This window comes from Flavobacteriales bacterium (assembly GCA_016699575.1).
In the GTDB taxonomy this organism is placed as follows: Bacteria; Bacteroidota; Bacteroidia; order Flavobacteriales_F; family PHOS-HE28; genus PHOS-HE28.
This window is the reverse complement of sequence record CP064979.1, coordinates 3,089,546-3,105,793: the sequence shown is the minus strand read 5'-3', so window position 1 is coordinate 3,105,793 and position 16,248 is coordinate 3,089,546. Positions and strand designations below refer to the sequence as shown.

Below are 16,248 nucleotides of genomic sequence, written 5' to 3'. Positions count from 1 at the left end.
TGGGTCAACGCGGTGCCAAGCCCACCAACGCTGCCAACGTATCCACCCGTAGGTCTTCGAGCACCACGGCCTTCACGCGCGCATTGCGTCCCGCAAGCACCACATCCACGGTGTAGGTGAGGCTATCGCCGTGGCGGCGGGTTTCCTTCAGCACCACTTCACCGCGCGCAATGCTGCTGCGCACGCTGTCCAAGGTGCTCGGCCAAGCGCTGAGATCCGCCGCTCCTTGCGGTGTGGCCTTCACCAAGGTCGTTTTCAAACGCAGCTTGATGCGGTCCTCCGGCATCCAGGCGCTGCTGGTGAGGCGCTCACCGAAAAAGAACCACGCTGCCACGCAGCCCAGCACGATGCCGATGAGGAAGAGGCGGATGCGGCGGCCGAGGGTCATGGGTGGAGGTCAAGTGTCAAGATCCAAGTAGCAAGTGTCAAGATCCAAGTAGCAAGTGTCAAGGCTCAAGTTGGACCAGTGCTCGTTTGGATCTTGACACTTGCTACTTGGACTTTGTCCCTTGAACCTTCATCATACCGCCATCGCTTTCGGCAGCACTTCCTCGTGGATCTTCTTCGCGTCCTCGATGAAGCCGAACGGCTCGTCATCCACTACGAGCTTGCCTTTCGTGACGTGCCCCAGCAGGATGCTCGGTACATGGCTGGCGCCGAGCAGGTCCAGGAAGGGGATCTCCGTTTCCTCGGTCACTGTTACCACCACGCGGCCTTGACCTTCACCGAAGAGGAAGGCATCCGGGCGGATCTCGCTGTCGGTGACGATGTCGAAACCGAGGTTGCGCGGCATGGCCATTTCGATGAGCGTCTGCCAGAGCCCACCATCGCTCACGTCGTGCGCGGCGTTGATGAGGCCCTTGCGGATCAGCATCAGCATCATGGTGTGCAGGCGGCGCTCTTCCTCCATGTTGAAGTACGGCGCCGGTGAACGCTCTTCCTTGTGCAGGCGGTAGAGGTACTCGCTGCTGCCCAGGTCCTCCGTGACTTTCCCAAGCAGGTAGATGAGCTGCCCCTTCTCCTTGAAGTCGAGGCTCATGCGTTTGTTGATGTCCGGCACCACACCCACCATGCCGATGGTCGGTGTGGGGAACACGGGGATGTTCTTCTTGTCGGTGACGGTGTGGTTGTAGAAGCTCACGTTGCCGCCGGTCACGGGTGTCTCCAGCGCGCGGCAGGCATCCCCCATGCCACGGATCACTTCACTGAACTGCCAGTACACCTCGGGATCGTAGGGGTTACCGAAGTTGAGGCAGTTGGTGACGCCGCAGGGTTCGCCGCCGGTGCAGGCGATGTTGCGCGCGGCCTCGGCCACGGCGATCATGGAGCCTACGTACGGATCGGCGTGCACGTACCGGCTGTTGCAGTCCACAGTAACGGCCAGCGCCTTGCCGGTTTCCTTCACCAACATCAGGCCAGCGTCGCTCGGTGCGTTGGTGCTCATGTTGCCGGTGCGCACCATGCTGTCGTACTGATCGATCACCCAACGCTTGCTGGCGAGGTTCGGGCTGCTCAACAGTTTGAACGCGATGGCCTTCAAGTCGTCGGGTTGTTCGATCTCGTTGATGTCGAACGCCTTGTTCTCGGCGATGTACGCCGGCTCGCGGGTTTCGCGGGTGTACACCGGTGCGCCGCCGCCCAGCACAAGACTTTCGGCAGGCACTTCGGCAACCAGTTCATCGTGCCAGAAGTACCGCAACGTGCCACCTTTGGTCACCGTGCCGCACTCCACGCAGTTCAGGTCCCACTTGTCGAAGATGGCCTTCACCTCCTTCTCGCGGCCCTTCTTCACCACCACCAGCATGCGCTCCTGGCTTTCGCTCAGCAGCACTTCCCATGGGCGCATGCCGTCCTGGCGCATGGGCACGCGGTCCAGGTGCACGTCCATGCCGCTCTCGCCCTTTGCGCTCATCTCGCTGGTGCTGCATGTGATGCCCGCCGCACCCATGTCCTGCATGCCGATGATGGCGTCGGTCTGCGCGAGCTCGAGCGATGCTTCCAGCAGCAACTTCTCCATGAAGGGATCGCCCACTTGCACGGCCGGCAGATCGTCCATGCTCGTTTCGGTGATGTCCTTGCTCGCGAACGACGCGCCGTGGATACCGTCCTTGCCGGTGCTGCTGCCCACGATGAACACGGGGTTGCCGACACCGTGGCTCGTGGCGCTGATCACCTTGTCGGTGCGCACGATACCAACGCTCATGGCATTCACCAGCGGGTTGGTGTTGTAGCACTTGTCAAAGACCACTTCGCCGCCGAGCACCGGCACGCCGAACGCGTTGCCGTAGTCGCCGATGCCCTTCACCACGCCACGCAAATGCCAGCGTGTGCGCTCCTCCTTCAGGTCGCCGAAGCGCAGGCTGTTCAGTTGCGCGATGGGCCGCGCACCCATGGTGAAGATGTCTCTGTTAATACCCCCAACGCCTGTGGCTGCACCCTGGTAGGGCTCCAGTGCGCTGGGGTGGTTGTGGCTCTCGATCTTGAAGGCGCAGGCCCAGCCATCGCCGATGTCCACCAGGCCAGCGTTCTCCTGCCCGGCCTCGGCCAGCAGCTTGGGGCCCGTGCGCGGCAGCGTCTTCAGCAGTTTGATGGAGTTCTTGTACGAGCAGTGCTCGCTCCACATGGCGCTGTAGATGCTCGTCTCGGTGAAGTTGGGGGTGCGCCCCAGGATCTCTTTGATCTTCTCGAACTCCTCCTCGCGAAGGCCGAGCTTCACGGCGGTTTCCTTGGTGGCAGGGGCCAGTTCGGCCTTCAGGGCGGGGTCGGTGGCGGTGGTTGGCATCGGGGCACAAAGGAAGATGACGGGGGCTTGTGGCGGGAGGGGGAAATGTGAACAGATCCGACCCTCCTTGCCCCAACGGTCCGAAGGGCTAAGCCGCATGCCCAAGCAATGAGCGATCACTGGCGCATCTTCACCGCCCATGTCCCGCATCGGTCTCGTGTCCGACACGCACGGCTGGCTCGACCCGCGCATCCGCGAGCATCTGGCGCAATGCGATGAGGTGTGGCACGCCGGTGATATCGGCGGGCTGCACGTAACGGACGAGCTCGCCGCATGGAAGCCCCTGCGCGCCGTGTGGGGCAACATCGACGACACCAAGGTTCGGCAAGCCCACCCGGAACATCAGCGGTTCACGCTGGAAGGTGTGCGCGTGTGGATGACGCACATAGGAGGGCGCCCGCCGCGCTATGACCGTGCCGTGCAGGAGGAATTGCGCAGCTCCCCTCCTGCCCTGTTCGTTTGCGGCCACACGCACCTGTGCATGGTGCAGTTCGATGAGCGGCTGAACATGCTGTACATGAACCCCGGCGCCTGCGGCCGCCACGGCTTCCACCACGTGCGCACGCTGCTGCGGTTCTCGCTGGATGCTGGCAGGGTGAAGGACCTTGAGGTGGTCGAACTGGGGCCGCGGGGAACGTTGGCGCCCTGACTGCCCCACCGGAAAAGCAGCACAACCGGCCATCCGACGTCCAACTGCCCGCATTGGCGTGCCCGGATATCTTCGTCGCCCTTTCAAAAGCAGGACCGGCGCCGATAGGCGCATGCAATGGACAAGAACCAACTCATCGGCATCGGCCTCATCGCCCTCATCGTGGTGGGCTACGGCATCTGGCAGGCGCCTTCGGAAGCTGAACGCGCAGCAGCGCAGCACTACCAGGACAGCATCGCAGAGGTGCATGCCCACGAACTGGAACAGCAGACCAAACAGGAAGCCGCGGCGAAGAACGCCGAGGTAACCCAGGCCACCACAGTGGATGTTGTCATCCCCGACAGCCTGAAGAGCGACACCACGCTCAACATCGACAGCCTGCACACGGCCCAGGTGGCCGCCAAACGAGCGGATGAGCTCGGCCTCTTCCACACCGCTGCCCAAGGCGAAGCAAAGACCATTACCATCGAGAACGACGACCTGGAAGTGCGGTTCAGCACACTGGGCGCGCGTCCGTTGTGGATCCGCCTGAAGCCGTACAAGGCCCAGCACGACCAACCCCTGCTGCTGCAGGACCCTGACAGCGGCCGCTTCTCCTACGACTTCTCGCACAGCGGGAGCCGTCGCACCAGCACAGCCGACCTGTTCTTCACCGCCGAGCAGAAGGACCCGCGCTCCGTGACCTTCACCGCCAACACGGCCGTGCCCGGCAAGCGTTTGGTGATGGAGTACAGCCTCGACAGTGCTGGCTGGTTCATGAAGAGCAACGTGCGCTTCGAGAACCTCAAAGCCGAAGTGGACCCGGCCACAGTGCGACTGAAGTGGGACGTGGTGAGCCTGCGCCATGAGAAGCACAAGCCGCACGAGGAAGCGAAAAGCTCCGTCTTCTACAAATACGTCAACGCCGATCGCGAGTACCTGCCCGAGAACGGCGATGAAACCAAGAAGCTCGAGGGCAAGACCAATTGGATCGCCTTCAAGCAGCACTTCTTCACGGCGGCGGTGGTCAGCAACGAAGGGTTCGCCAGCAGCGGGTGCAACATCGGCGTGCGGATGCTGCCCAACGACACTGCCCACGTGAAAGCCTTCAGCGCGGGGCTGGCCTTCGACAAGAAAGCGGATGATATGGTGGACATCCCCCTGCGCTTCTACTTCGGCCCCAACCATTACGGCACGCTGCGCCGCACGGAGATCCCCGACTTCGACCGCATCATCGACCTCGGCTGGGGCATCTTCGGTTACATGAACCGCTGGATCGTCATCCCCATCTTCAACTTCTTCAGCAAGTTCAACCTCAACTACGGCATCATCATCCTGCTGCTCACCATCGCCATCAAGGTGATCCTGATGCCGCTCACGTACAAGAACCAGAAGAGCGGCGCGCGCATGCGTGCGCTGAAGCCGGAGATCGAAGCCATCAACGAGAAGCACAAGGAAAGCGACCCACTGAAAAAACAGCAGGCCACCATGGAACTGTACCGCAAGGCCGGTGTGAACCCGGCCAGCGGTTGCGTGCCCATGCTCATCCAGATGCCGGTGCTCTACGCGATGTTCATGTTCTTCCCCAGCAGCATCGAACTGCGCCAGCAGCCCTTTCTCTGGGCCGACGACCTGAGCACCTACGACAGCATCGCGAACCTCTCCTTCACTGTGCCGCTGAACTACGGCAACCACGTGAGCCTGTTCACCATCCTGATGGCCATCAGCACCATCGGCTTCAGCCTGCTCAACAGCAAGCAGATGCCTCAGCAGCAGGGCATGCCCAGCATGAAGCTGATGATCTGGCTATTCCCCATCATGATGCTCTTCTTCATGAACAGCCTGCCAGCGGGACTGAGCCTCTACTACCTGCTCGCCAACATCATATCCATCCTGCAGATGACGGTGTTCAGCCGCTGGTTCATCGACGAGAAGAAGCTGCGCGCCGAGCTGCTGGAGAACATGAAGAAGCCGAAGAAGAAGAGCCGCTGGCAACAGCGCCTGGAGGACATGCAGAAACAGCAGCAGGCCGCGCGTCGGAAGTGAGATCGGCACGGTGTTCGGGAATGCGTTCCGTATGAAGTACACGCCATCCACTCTTCTTCTTCTCCCGGTGGTGCTTGCCGCGTTCTTCGTTGCGTGCAACGGCAAGAAAGCCGCGACCAGTTCCGCCATCTACGGAGGTTCATCGCCGGGCGATTCGCTTTTCTTCACCCTCACGAAAACGCCCTGCTTCGGCAAGTGCCCGGCTTACACGGTGAACGTGTACCGCAGCGGCTATGCCACCTACAACGGCAAGAGCCATGTGGAGAAGACGGGGGAGTACATGGCACATGTCGGCATGGACACGCTGGCACTCCTGCTGGCCAAGGCCGAAGCCATCGGCTTCTTCGACCTGCAAGACGTGTATGACAGCCAGGTGACGGACCTGCCCTCAACAACTATTGTGGTTGCGGCCGGTGGCAGGAGCAAACAAGTGAAGGCGCGTCATCAAGTGCCCCAGCAGTTCAAGGACTTTGCGGCCTACGCCGAAGGTCTGCTGCAGCCCGTGGCATGGAAGCCCTTAAAGGCGCAGGATTGAACGTGTGCCCGACCGCGTTTGCAACGCGGTCGTCCGGGAAACGCGTCTGTGACGCGGAATGCACTCCTAAACTCCATGGCCACGCTCCCTTGGCACAGCCCCAACCGCTCATCCCAGTTCCACGACAGTCGCACGCTTCACGGCGGCTACATTAGCCGCCCCTTGATGCACGCCTACGGCACGTTGCCACGGCAAAACCAGAACACGAACCTCGACTTAACGATGAAGAAACTCCTGACTATGGTGGCGCTGCTCCTGGCCGCCACGCTGCATGCCCAGGAAGGCATGTGGATGCTCAACACGCTGAAGCAGATCAACGAAGCCGACATGCAGCGCATGGGCTGCAAGCTGAGCGCCGACCAGATCTACGACATCAACAACAGCAGCATGAAGGACGCCGTGGTGCGCCTCGGCGGCGGTTTCTGCAGCGGCGAGATGGTGAGCGCTGAAGGCCTCATGCTCACCAACCACCACTGCGGCTTCGATGCCATCCAGGGCCACAGCAGCGTGGAGCACGACTACCTCACCGACGGCTTCTGGGCCATGACACGCGAGCAGGAACTGCCCGTGGAGTTCTATGTGAGCTTCCTGCAGCGCATCGACAATGTGACGGACAAGGTGCTGGGCGCCGTGAACGACAACATGACCGAGGTGGAACGCAAGGCCGCCATCAAAAAGCTCGGCGCCGATCTGGAAAAGGAGCGCGAGAACGCACCGAACATCAGCGCCGACTTCAAGAGCATGTACGACGGCAACGAGTTCTACGTGTTCGTTTACAAGGACTACCACGACGTGCGCCTGGTGGGTGCACCGCCCAGCGCCATCGGCAAGTTCGGCGGCGATACTGACAACTGGATGTGGCCCCGCCACACCGGCGACTTCAGCATGTTCCGCGTTTACATGGGCAAGGACGGCGAACCCGCCAAGTACAGCGCCGACAACGTGCCCTACAAGCCCAAGTGGCACTTCCCCATCAGCCTCAGTGGCGTGAAGCAAGGCGACTTCGCCATGGTGATGGGCTGCCCCGGCCGAACCAACCGCTTCTTGAGCAGTCACGGTGTGGACAATGAACTGAGCGAGAAGCAACCCAGTGTGGTGAAGGTGCGCACCGAACTGCTCGACATCATGAAGCAGGACATGAACGCCGACGCCGCCGTGCGCATCAAATACGCCAGCAAGTACGCGAGCATCGCCAACTACTGGAAGTACTTCATCGGGCAGCAACGCGGACTGAAGCGCCTGCACGTTCACGACAAGAAGAAGCAGCAAGAGGCTGACCTGATGGCCTGGATACAGGCCGACCAAGGCCGCATGGCCAAATACGGCGACTTCCTGAGCCTGCTTGAGAAAGGCTACGCCGAGCGCAAGAAGTACGACAAGGCCGCCACCTACATGAACGAAGCAGCGTTCGGCAGCGAAGCCGTTGAGTTCGCCTTCAACTTCATGGGCCTGGAAGAAGCGTTGAAAGCAAAACCCGTTGATGCCGCAGCGGTGGCCGCGCAGGTGACCGCCATCAAGGAAGCCGCTGAGCCCTTCTTCAAGGACTACAACGCCAGCACCGACCAGAAGATCACCGCGGCCATGTACCGCATGCTCCGCAACGACGTGGACAAGAGCCTGCAGCCGGACGTGATGGAGACCATCGAAAAGAAGTACAAGGGCAACTACGACCTGTGGGCGGCCACCATGTTCAAGACGAGCGTGATGACCGACCGCGCCCGCCTGGACGCCTTCCTGGCCAAGCCCTCGCTAAAGGTGTTGCAGAAGGACATGGTGATGCAGACGATGCACAGCGACCTCGACTTCTACCGCGGCAAGCTGAACCCAGCAATGCAGGCTGCACAACCCGACATCGACAAGGGCTACCGCCTGATGCTGGCCGCCATGCGCGAGCGCGAGCCGAACCGCATGTGGTACCCCAATGCCAACAGCACCATCCGTTGCAGCTACGGCCAGGTGGGCGACTACAAGCCCGGCGATGCCATGCACTACGACATGGAGACCACCGCCGATGGCATCCTGGAGAAGGAGGACAACACCAACGACGAGTTCGTGGTGCCCAAGAAGCAGCACGAACTGCTGGTGAAGCGGGACTACGGCCGCTACGCCGATGCGAAGGGCGAACTCATCACCTGCTTCATCAGCAAGAACGACATCACGGGCGGCAACAGCGGTAGCCCCGTCATCAACGGCAATGGTGAGCTGATCGGCATCGCCTTCGACGGCAACTGGGAGGCCATGAGCGGCGACATCGCCTTCGAGCCCGAACTGCAACGCACGATCAGCGTCGATATCCGTTACGTGCTCTGGACCATCGATGTGTTCGCTGGTGCGACGCACTTGGTGAACGAGATGACCATTGCGCCAACACCAAGCGCCAAGGTGGAGGCCGGCAGCCCTATGGGCACGGCCGTGAAGAACTGATCGGCCTACGACTTTCCAAGGAGGGGAGCCCGCAACGGCTCCCCTTCGTTTTTGGCGTGCGATATAGCGCACTGCTGGATCGCTTCGGCTCCTCGTTCCTCGGATGCCTCGCGATGACGGTCCGGCCACCGTCATCGCGAGGCCGGCCCTGCGGCCGAAGCGATCCAGCCTCTTGCCCTGAACAACGGGCATCCGAACGCCTTCCTTGGTAACATTGTGCACCTCCCCGCCATGCGCATCCTCATCGCCGACGACGACCCGCTGAGCGCCGACCTGTTGAAGGCCCATTGCGCCAAGCTCGACCCCACCGGGGCAACCGTGCACGTGAACGATGGCGCCGAAGCCATGGCCCAACTGCGCGCGGGCCACTGGGACCTTCTTCTTCTTGACCTGAACATGCCCAAGGTGGACGGGCCTACCCTGCTGGAAGGCATCGGTGAGCGCGTGCCCGTCATCATCGTCACGGGCGACCCTGCTTTCGCGCTCGAGGCATACAAGTTCCATGTGCGCGACTACCTGGTGAAGCCGGTGACCTTCGAGCGCTTCGCCTCGGCCTGGCGCGCGCTGGAACGCACTGCGCCCGCAGCTCCTGCCACAGCTGGCAACAGCGTTTTCGTGCGCAGTGGCAACGACATTGTTCAGGTGGACCTGGACGAAGTGCGTTACGTGAAAAGCGAGAGCAACTACGTACGCTACGTGCTGGACGGCAAGGAAGTGGTGAGCCTGATGAACATGAAGGACCTGGACATGAAGCTGCCCAAGTCGTTCGTGCGCGTGCACCGCAGTTTCATCGTCAACCTGCGCCACATCGAAAAGCTGGACACCAGCGACATCAAAGTGGGCCGCGAGCTGATCCCCGTGAGCGAGACCTACCGGCCGCAGTTGCTCAAGCAGCTCGAACTGCTCTAAGCATTTACGGCTGCGGGACCCGGGGTCCGCGCAGCCGCCAATGCCACGACAACCGAGCTGCATGGGCGTGCCCTTGCAGCTCGTTGGTCGGTTCAATGTCCCGAGCCCAGCCGGATGCTCCAGCTCAGGTTGAAAACGGTGTCCGCGAAAGCCGCATCGCCGTGCACGATCTGGCCGGAGGTGCTGTTCGCCGTGTTCTCTTTATCGGTCACGCTTTGCGTGCGGTTGCGATAAAGCGCGTAGGACAGGCTGAGGTTGATATCGTGACGCCCCCGCATCCAATCCACCCCTGGTTCGGCCAGGATCACATAGCCGGGCCGGCGGAAACCGTTGCTCTCGCCGATGAGGTCCTCCACCGGGATGCCTTCGATGCGACCACCGCCGAAGAGGTTGAGCCCGGCCTTCCTGCTCAGCGTAAGGCTGAGGCCAGCGCGCGCCATGTATTGGTCGGCCACGCTCATGATCTGCTCGTTGGTCCGTGAGCGGAACGTCAACGTGCCGTTCACGTCCATGGGGTTGAAGAGGTAGAACGCGTTCATGTAGCCGTACAACGGACCGAAGAACTTCACATAGCCCTGCATCTCCAGCGTGAAACCGAGGCCACCATCTCCCAACTGGATGCTCTGATCCACCGGCTGGTATTGCCCCCAAGGGTTGGTGGCCGTGTTCGGGATGGTGTCCGTGCCCTCGTTATAGAAAAAGTCCTTCGCGTTGAAATCGCCGGTGGGCAGCTTGAGGCCAACACCCAATTGAAGGTTGCCCGTGGCCGTGCTATCCGGATGCCACATCCATCGGTTGTAGGTCACTCGCATGTCGCCGATCCCGGCGCTGCGGCTCTTGTAGCGGCCCTTGCCACCATGCTCGTACAACGATGAACGCGTGTTGTAGGAGTACGGCAGGACGAACGTGATGCCTTCGCGCTTGTTCAGGTTGTAGGTGAGGCCGAGGTTCACTTGGTTGGTCCAGTTGAATACCGCGGTCTTCAGCTCTTGCCGGGCTTCGTTCTCCTCGGTGCCGCTGTAATGCCTGAAGCTCTCGAAGTAGCGGTAGTTGGTGCTGAGCATGAAGCCCTTGCCCAGCACGTTGCCATTGCTGAAGGCATTGGGGTTGCAGGCCGTGAAGCTGCGGATGGCTACACAGCCTTGTCCGAGGGCGCTCGTCTGTGCGGTCACACCGAGCACCATTGCGCTGAGCAGGGGGATGAGTTTACGTTCCATGGGTTGGTAAGAAGGAGATCGAAACTCGCCGGATGCCCCGACATGACGTGCGTCAGCATGCGGAACCCCGGAACGATCATGCGAAGGCCCGGCGGACGAGCGTGGATCAACCCGGCTCGCTGAGCAGAGTGCATTGCACGGCGGCTTGGTGGCGGAAAGCTGGTATCGCAGGCGACGCCGACGAGAAGGGTGCTACTGTGCTCGGACCCGCACAGCCGACTGTCCGATCGGGGCTCCGGGAGTGCTGCCTTAGGTAAGAACCTGCCAACCTGGCGCACGAAACCGGCGGAAGTCCCCACACTTCCAACGGTTTGGCAGATGCTTCCAACGGTTTGCCAGACGAACCCGACGGAAGTGTCCATACTTCCGTCGGACAGGTGCACACTTCTGGTGGAAGTGTCCGCACTTCCGTCGGTCGGGTGCGCACTTCCGTTGGAAGTGTCCGCACTTCCGTTGGTCGGGTGCGCACTTCCGTTGGAAGTGTCCGCACTTCCGTTGGTCGGGTGCGCACTTCCGTTGGAAGTGTCCGCACTTCCGTTGGTCGGGTGCCGTGTTGAGACAGGGCCGCCGGGCGGTCCGCTGGGAACAATCTGCCAATGAACCGGAGCGCCTCTCAAGTCTGGTGCCATACGGCACACACCGGCTTAAAGCAGGGAAGAAGAAGGATGCCCCCGACGGCTTGTCCTCAGAAATGAGGACAACACCGGGAGCACGGCTGTGGGCTTGTCCTCAAAAATGACGACAAGCGGTCTTTGGTTCCGAGCGGCGGAGTGCGCTGGTTTGCCACGGCACCGAAAACTTCAACTGACCACGGTGCTAAGTGGGTGTTGCCGATGCTCGGTAGGAAGTCTTCAACGATCGCAATATGGGCGCAACCGCTGCAAATGGCCAACACCCCTGACCTGTACACAACCACCGCACAATGGCAACAGCAAACCGAAGGCGGCTGGTGCGCCGCCCATAGGTTCACCGATAACCCGGAAGGGCACCACCGGTCCATCTGGCGCCCAACTCTAATACCCTGATGAACATGAAGCCGATGAACAGAACGTTGGGGAGGAACAGGCTCGCGGCATTGCGCGCGGGCAAATGGAGCAACGGCGCGTTGTTAGTGGTGCTGACCATGAATTCTGCCATCAATACCGTCGGGCAAGTCGTGCCACCCCCAACAGTGGAATGGCGCAGCATTACTTATGAGGATGATCAGCCCACCTTTGGTATCAACTACCAGTGGGATAGCCAGACGAGCCAGTTTGAACCGGTGGGCAGCCCGAACGGAGAAGAGCAAAGCCGCGAAGAGAGCAGCGAAGAGCGGTGGTACTCTGTGACACCTTGGAAAGTGAACGGCGTTACCATGGGATACTATGCTGTTGGATATGCCTTCTGGGCGAACTGGGCGCCCGGGGAACAGGGGGCTGCGGTCCTTGGAATGGATGACGATATATCGGCTACTGAGTTCACCACAACCGACAGGGTTAAAGGAGGTCAACGCGGTAGCTGTCCAAATTCGACCTCAACGGAAAACTACTGTGGTACACGGCGCTCATGCCCCGCTGGTTGTACAACGTCATTCAGGACGCGCAGGGGAATGTTGTCGTGGTCGGCTACGCTGGCACCAACGAGCCCTTGCCTGACATGAACGATGTGCCCACCTACGTCAACCCCTCTGGTTCAGGCGATATCGACGTCTCCGGGTTCTCAATAGAGGATTACGGTTCCTTCGGCAACAAGGCGTATATGGCCAAATACAATGCCCAAGGCGACCTGCTTTGGCTCAATTTCTACACGGCCTTCGATGATTTAGAAGACGGCTGGGGCACGGAGAGCATTTTCTGGGATGTCTGCGAGGTGACCATTGCGGGGCAACCCACGTACGTTGTGGTCGGTGACAGCGAGCATCCGCAATCGAACGGCGACAAGTGGGGTTTTGTGGTGCACACGGATGTAAACGGCAACGTGTTGCGCAAACACTCGTATCGCTCTGGTGAAAGCACCTGGGACGGTATGGTTCCCTCCGCATGGTTCAGCGGCACGGATTCGCGGGGTGGTGCGTTCCACGCGGTGGATTCGAAGCCCGGCTCACAGCAGGTAGCCATCAGTGGTTTGTACACCAACGTACTGTCCGATGCGGAAGCCGGTGGCAATTTGGACATCAAGTACAAAGCGCATTGTATCCTTATGCAGCTCGATCTGTCCCAAGTGAATTGGTATGAGCCGGACTTCTACCGCAACACGGGCGATCCGAATGACCCAATCGTGTCGCAGGGTGGAAACGAGACAGCGCGCCAACAAAACACTACTGGCGTAACCTATGTGAACTCGGGTGGCACTTGGCGCATCCTTTGGCCTGTTGTCTCGAACTTCTTGCTGCACAGTGAGTCCGCTTACAATTCGATCTATGCAAGGAAGAGCATTGCATCACTGAAAGTGCATGCCCTGAGCACCGCCGGAGCGTTGCAATGGTCCAGCGACCTCGGCGAGGCGAGGGCCTACGACCTTCAAGCCGATGGCTGCAGCACGGATGGCGGGAACACCTATTCGGTGGTATGCACCAAGTGGCCAGCACCGTTCGTTCATGCTCCCGGCGGCTCCGGTCCTGATGATGACCGCTTCGACTCAGATGACTTGTCGCCGACCACCTTCACCTGCCTGGAGACCAACTTCTCCCAAGGGCCAGGAGTTTGGGCGGCGGACGAGTACCACTTCAGTTATTGGAACACGAATGCATACGTGGCAAAGCTCAACACGCTGAACGGCGCAGTGGTGTGGGAAACAGACTTTGACAGCGACCCGACCACCGAAGCCGGATGCTATCCCGATGATATGCGCAAGCAAGAGTGCATGTACAAAGTCGTGGAAGCCCCGGACGGAGGGTTGGTGGTATGCGGCAACACCAGCCACAACTTCGACGATTACTACTTGGCCAAGCTCCACAGCGACTGTATGGGCCGCGCTGTTTCCCTTATCGACTACGGCAACATGCCCGGCACGTACACAGCTGCCGACCATACTTACACCGTGGCCGCCGCAGGCGAAAGCTGGAACCAGGATATGGACATACACGGCATTGTGCGGGTGCCCAACGGTGCCACGCTCACCATCACCGATGCCGCCAAGATCCGCTTCGCCGATAGCCGCAAGCTCAACTACCCCACCCGCATCCATGTGGAGGTGGGCGGCAAGCTGGTGGTGGAAGGCGATGCCCTGCTCACCAGCATGGACCAATGCCCCGGCAGTATGTGGGACGGCATTGTGAACATGGGCTCCAAGTTCAGCCAGGACGAAAGCAATTTCTCCCAGCAGGGCTATGTCTCCTTGGCGAACTGCACCGTGGAGAACGCTCGCACTGCCGTGGCCTGCAACAGCCACTTCGTGGACGGCGAAACCATACCGGCCCACGAACTCCAGTTTGCCGGAGGCGGCGTTGTGCGCGCCAGCAACGTCCTCTTCAGCAACAACGTGCGCAACGTGGTCATGGGTCCCTACGAGAATTTCCAGCCCGGCGATAACTCCAACGTGCGGCCCAACCGCTCGTGGTTCCACCGTTGCCGGTTCGAGACCAGTGCCACCTTAACGGACAATCAGCGCTACCCCATTGAGCATGCTTACCTTTTGGGCGTGCGCGGCGTCAACTTCCTGGGCAACACCATGATCAACTACGGGCCCTTCCCGGCCCAGGTGGATGGCGAAATGGTCACCTCTGATCGATTCGCGGGCACGGGCATCACCGCCATCAACACCACGCTGCGTGTTCAAGGCCATTGCGATGTGCTTGTACCCGTGGGCACGCCCTGCCCACCGGCCGACTTCCAGCGAGGCCGCTTCGAAGGGCTGGCACAAGCCATGTACGTGAGCAGCTTCGACCCCGGCCGCACCTTCATCGTGGATGAGTGCGACTTCAACCACTGTTACAGCGGTGTGCGCATGGAGGGCATACAGGATGCTGCCATAACGCGCAGCACCTTCCTGGTGGGCGAGCCACAGCAGGGCGATTGGGAGAACGTGCCTTACGGCGTGTACTCCGACCAGTGCACGGGCTACGAAATAGAGGAGAACAGCTTCACGGCCACCAACACCGCCACCAAACCCATGGTGGGCCTGGTCATCAAAGACAGCGGGCCTTACAGCAACCGCTTCTACAACAACAGCTTCGATGGCTTCGATGTGGACAACAGCACCGGCAGCATCATTGAAGGCGTGAACGCCGATGCCAACACCAACTACCTGGAAGGCTTGGAGGTGAAGTGCAACGACTACGGACAGGTGGTGAAGAACAGTTTCGATGTGGGGCTTACCGGGCCTGATGTGAGCGTGAAGAATGCACAGGGGGAGCCGATGGTACTGCAAACGGACTACGACAAACCCGCCGGCAACCGCTTCAGCGTGGCCCACGACGGCACGTTCGATACTGAGGAGGATTGGTTCGTGGAGGACGTTTCAAACTTCGTGGAGTACTTCTATCACACCCCCTCTGCAACCAACAGGACGGAGCCTACATACCGTGATTTAGGTTGGCTTGGATTCAACCAGCAGACGAGCCAGTGGCCAGGCAAGACCACGGCCTGCCCGAGCGACCTGTCGCACGGCGAAGACCCGGAAGAAAAGCGCCTTGCCAGTCTCGCGGCCGACGGCGAGAAACAAGACGCCGAAGATGCCTACGACGCCGCCAAGGACGATGGCGATACATATTCGTTGCTGGCCTATGTGAGCGACGGCAGTAAGAGCAGTACACAGGTGCGCAATGCCTTGCAAAGTGTGGCACCGAAGGTGAGCGAAGAGGTATGGACGGCTGCCTTTGCCCGCAACCCGGCCATGAGCCAGTTGCATATTGCCCAGGCCTTGCTCAGTAACAGCCCACTACAAAGCGAGGTGCTGAAACTGATGGGCGAGAGCGGTTTGGGGGCCTACTACCAGCAGTTGGTGTGGAATGCCCAAGACGGCACCGCCAACATTCTCACTTTGCTTGAAAGTGCCATCGCTTACGCAGCCGGTACGAAGGCAGAAAGCCTATCCGACTTGGGCCGCTTGTCATGGACGGTAGAGACTGATCTCAACGCCGCACTGGCCGCTTTGAAGTCGTGGCATGAAGGGTTGCCCGCCGCTACCAATGCAGCCGCCATTGGTGGTGTATTGGCTGCGAAGGCAGACGAAACCAACCTCGCTCTATTGGCCAACACTGCGGAGGCAACGGCGCCAACACCTGTGGTATATGGTGTGTTGAAGCGCTATGCCAGTGGTTTGGAGGATGCCGATTGGACGGCACCTTCTGTTGCGGATGAAACATGGCTGGAAAGTGTTGCTGTGCAGCGCGATGTGATCGGCAGCGCCCACGCTCAAACGTGGCTGAACGCCTTGGGTCACTCGGCAGTTCCGGAGATCATCCACCTGCCGCCAATGAACAGGGCACCTCGGCCAGCCGTCGCAGAGCCTCTGGCGTGGACAGCATCCCAAGACGTTTCAGTGACGGCTTATCCAAATCCGACCAACTCTGGAACCGTATTGGATATTCGGTTGCCGGAAGGCCGCGAAGCTGCGCAACTGCGTATTGGGGATGTGACAGGACGCGTGCTGGTTGAACAGAGCATTGGCGGCTCCCAGCGTTTGTTGGATATTGAAACCGGGGAGTGGCCGAACGGTTTGTATTTCACGGAAGTGTGGCTGGAGAATGATCTTGCGGCTGTGCTCAAACTCGCGGTACAACACTGAA

At 60.4% G+C, this 16,248-nt stretch carries 10 protein-coding genes; 6 read left to right on the top strand and 4 right to left on the bottom strand.

Features of this window, described 5'->3' with window-relative positions; translation table 11 throughout:
• Positions 1–4: 4 nt before the first annotated feature.
• Both IPJ76_12920 and purL read right to left on the bottom strand, forming a co-directional pair.
• Entirely contained in the window at positions 5–388 is a 384-nt protein-coding gene (locus tag IPJ76_12920) for a hypothetical protein (GenBank protein QQR85508.1), read from the bottom strand.
• Between the two features lie 132 nt (positions 389–520).
• Positions 521–2,782: a phosphoribosylformylglycinamidine synthase subunit PurL gene (gene purL, locus IPJ76_12915; protein ID QQR85507.1), complete on the bottom strand. Its 2,262-nt coding sequence runs from the start codon at positions 2,780–2,782 to the stop codon at positions 521–523.
• A 139-nt stretch (positions 2,783–2,921) separates the two neighbouring features.
• Here purL and IPJ76_12910 point away from each other — a divergent pair, with 139 nt between their 5' ends.
• From IPJ76_12910 to IPJ76_12890, 5 genes are all read left to right on the top strand, one after another.
• Entirely contained in the window at positions 2,922–3,431 is a 510-nt protein-coding gene (locus tag IPJ76_12910; protein ID QQR85506.1) for a metallophosphoesterase family protein, read from the top strand.
• Between the two features lie 117 nt (positions 3,432–3,548).
• A complete protein-coding gene (yidC, locus tag IPJ76_12905) occupies positions 3,549–5,456 on the top strand; it encodes a membrane protein insertase YidC (GenBank protein QQR85505.1) in 1,908 nt (635 codons plus the stop codon).
• A 31-nt stretch (positions 5,457–5,487) separates the two neighbouring features.
• The gene (locus tag IPJ76_12900; GenBank protein ID QQR85504.1) at positions 5,488–5,991 is read left to right on the top strand and encodes a hypothetical protein; all 504 of its coding nucleotides are present in this window, start codon (positions 5,488–5,490) and stop codon (positions 5,989–5,991) included.
• A 222-nt stretch (positions 5,992–6,213) separates the two neighbouring features.
• The gene (locus tag IPJ76_12895) at positions 6,214–8,415 is read left to right on the top strand and encodes a S46 family peptidase (GenBank protein ID QQR85503.1); all 2,202 of its coding nucleotides are present in this window, start codon (positions 6,214–6,216) and stop codon (positions 8,413–8,415) included.
• Positions 8,416–8,646: 231 nt separating this feature from the next.
• Positions 8,647–9,324 (top strand): response regulator transcription factor, encoded by a 678-nt coding sequence (locus IPJ76_12890; GenBank protein QQR85502.1) that lies wholly within the window; start codon positions 8,647–8,649, stop codon positions 9,322–9,324.
• Positions 9,325–9,416: 92 nt separating this feature from the next.
• Here IPJ76_12890 and IPJ76_12885 read toward each other — a convergent pair whose 3' ends face one another.
• Together IPJ76_12885 and IPJ76_12880 are read right to left on the bottom strand one after the other, a co-directional pair.
• A complete protein-coding gene (locus IPJ76_12885) occupies positions 9,417–10,541 on the bottom strand; it encodes a hypothetical protein (GenBank protein ID QQR85501.1) in 1,125 nt (374 codons plus the stop codon).
• 966 nt (positions 10,542–11,507) lie between these two features.
• On the bottom strand, positions 11,508–11,729 hold the full coding sequence (locus tag IPJ76_12880) for a hypothetical protein (protein ID QQR85500.1): 222 nt from the start codon (positions 11,727–11,729) through the stop codon (positions 11,508–11,510).
• A gap of 357 nt (positions 11,730–12,086) precedes the next feature.
• Between IPJ76_12880 and IPJ76_12875 the strand changes: the two genes are divergently transcribed.
• Positions 12,087–16,247 (top strand): hypothetical protein, encoded by a 4,161-nt coding sequence (locus IPJ76_12875; GenBank protein QQR85499.1) that lies wholly within the window; start codon positions 12,087–12,089, stop codon positions 16,245–16,247.
• The last annotated feature ends 1 nt before the right edge of the window (position 16,248 follow it).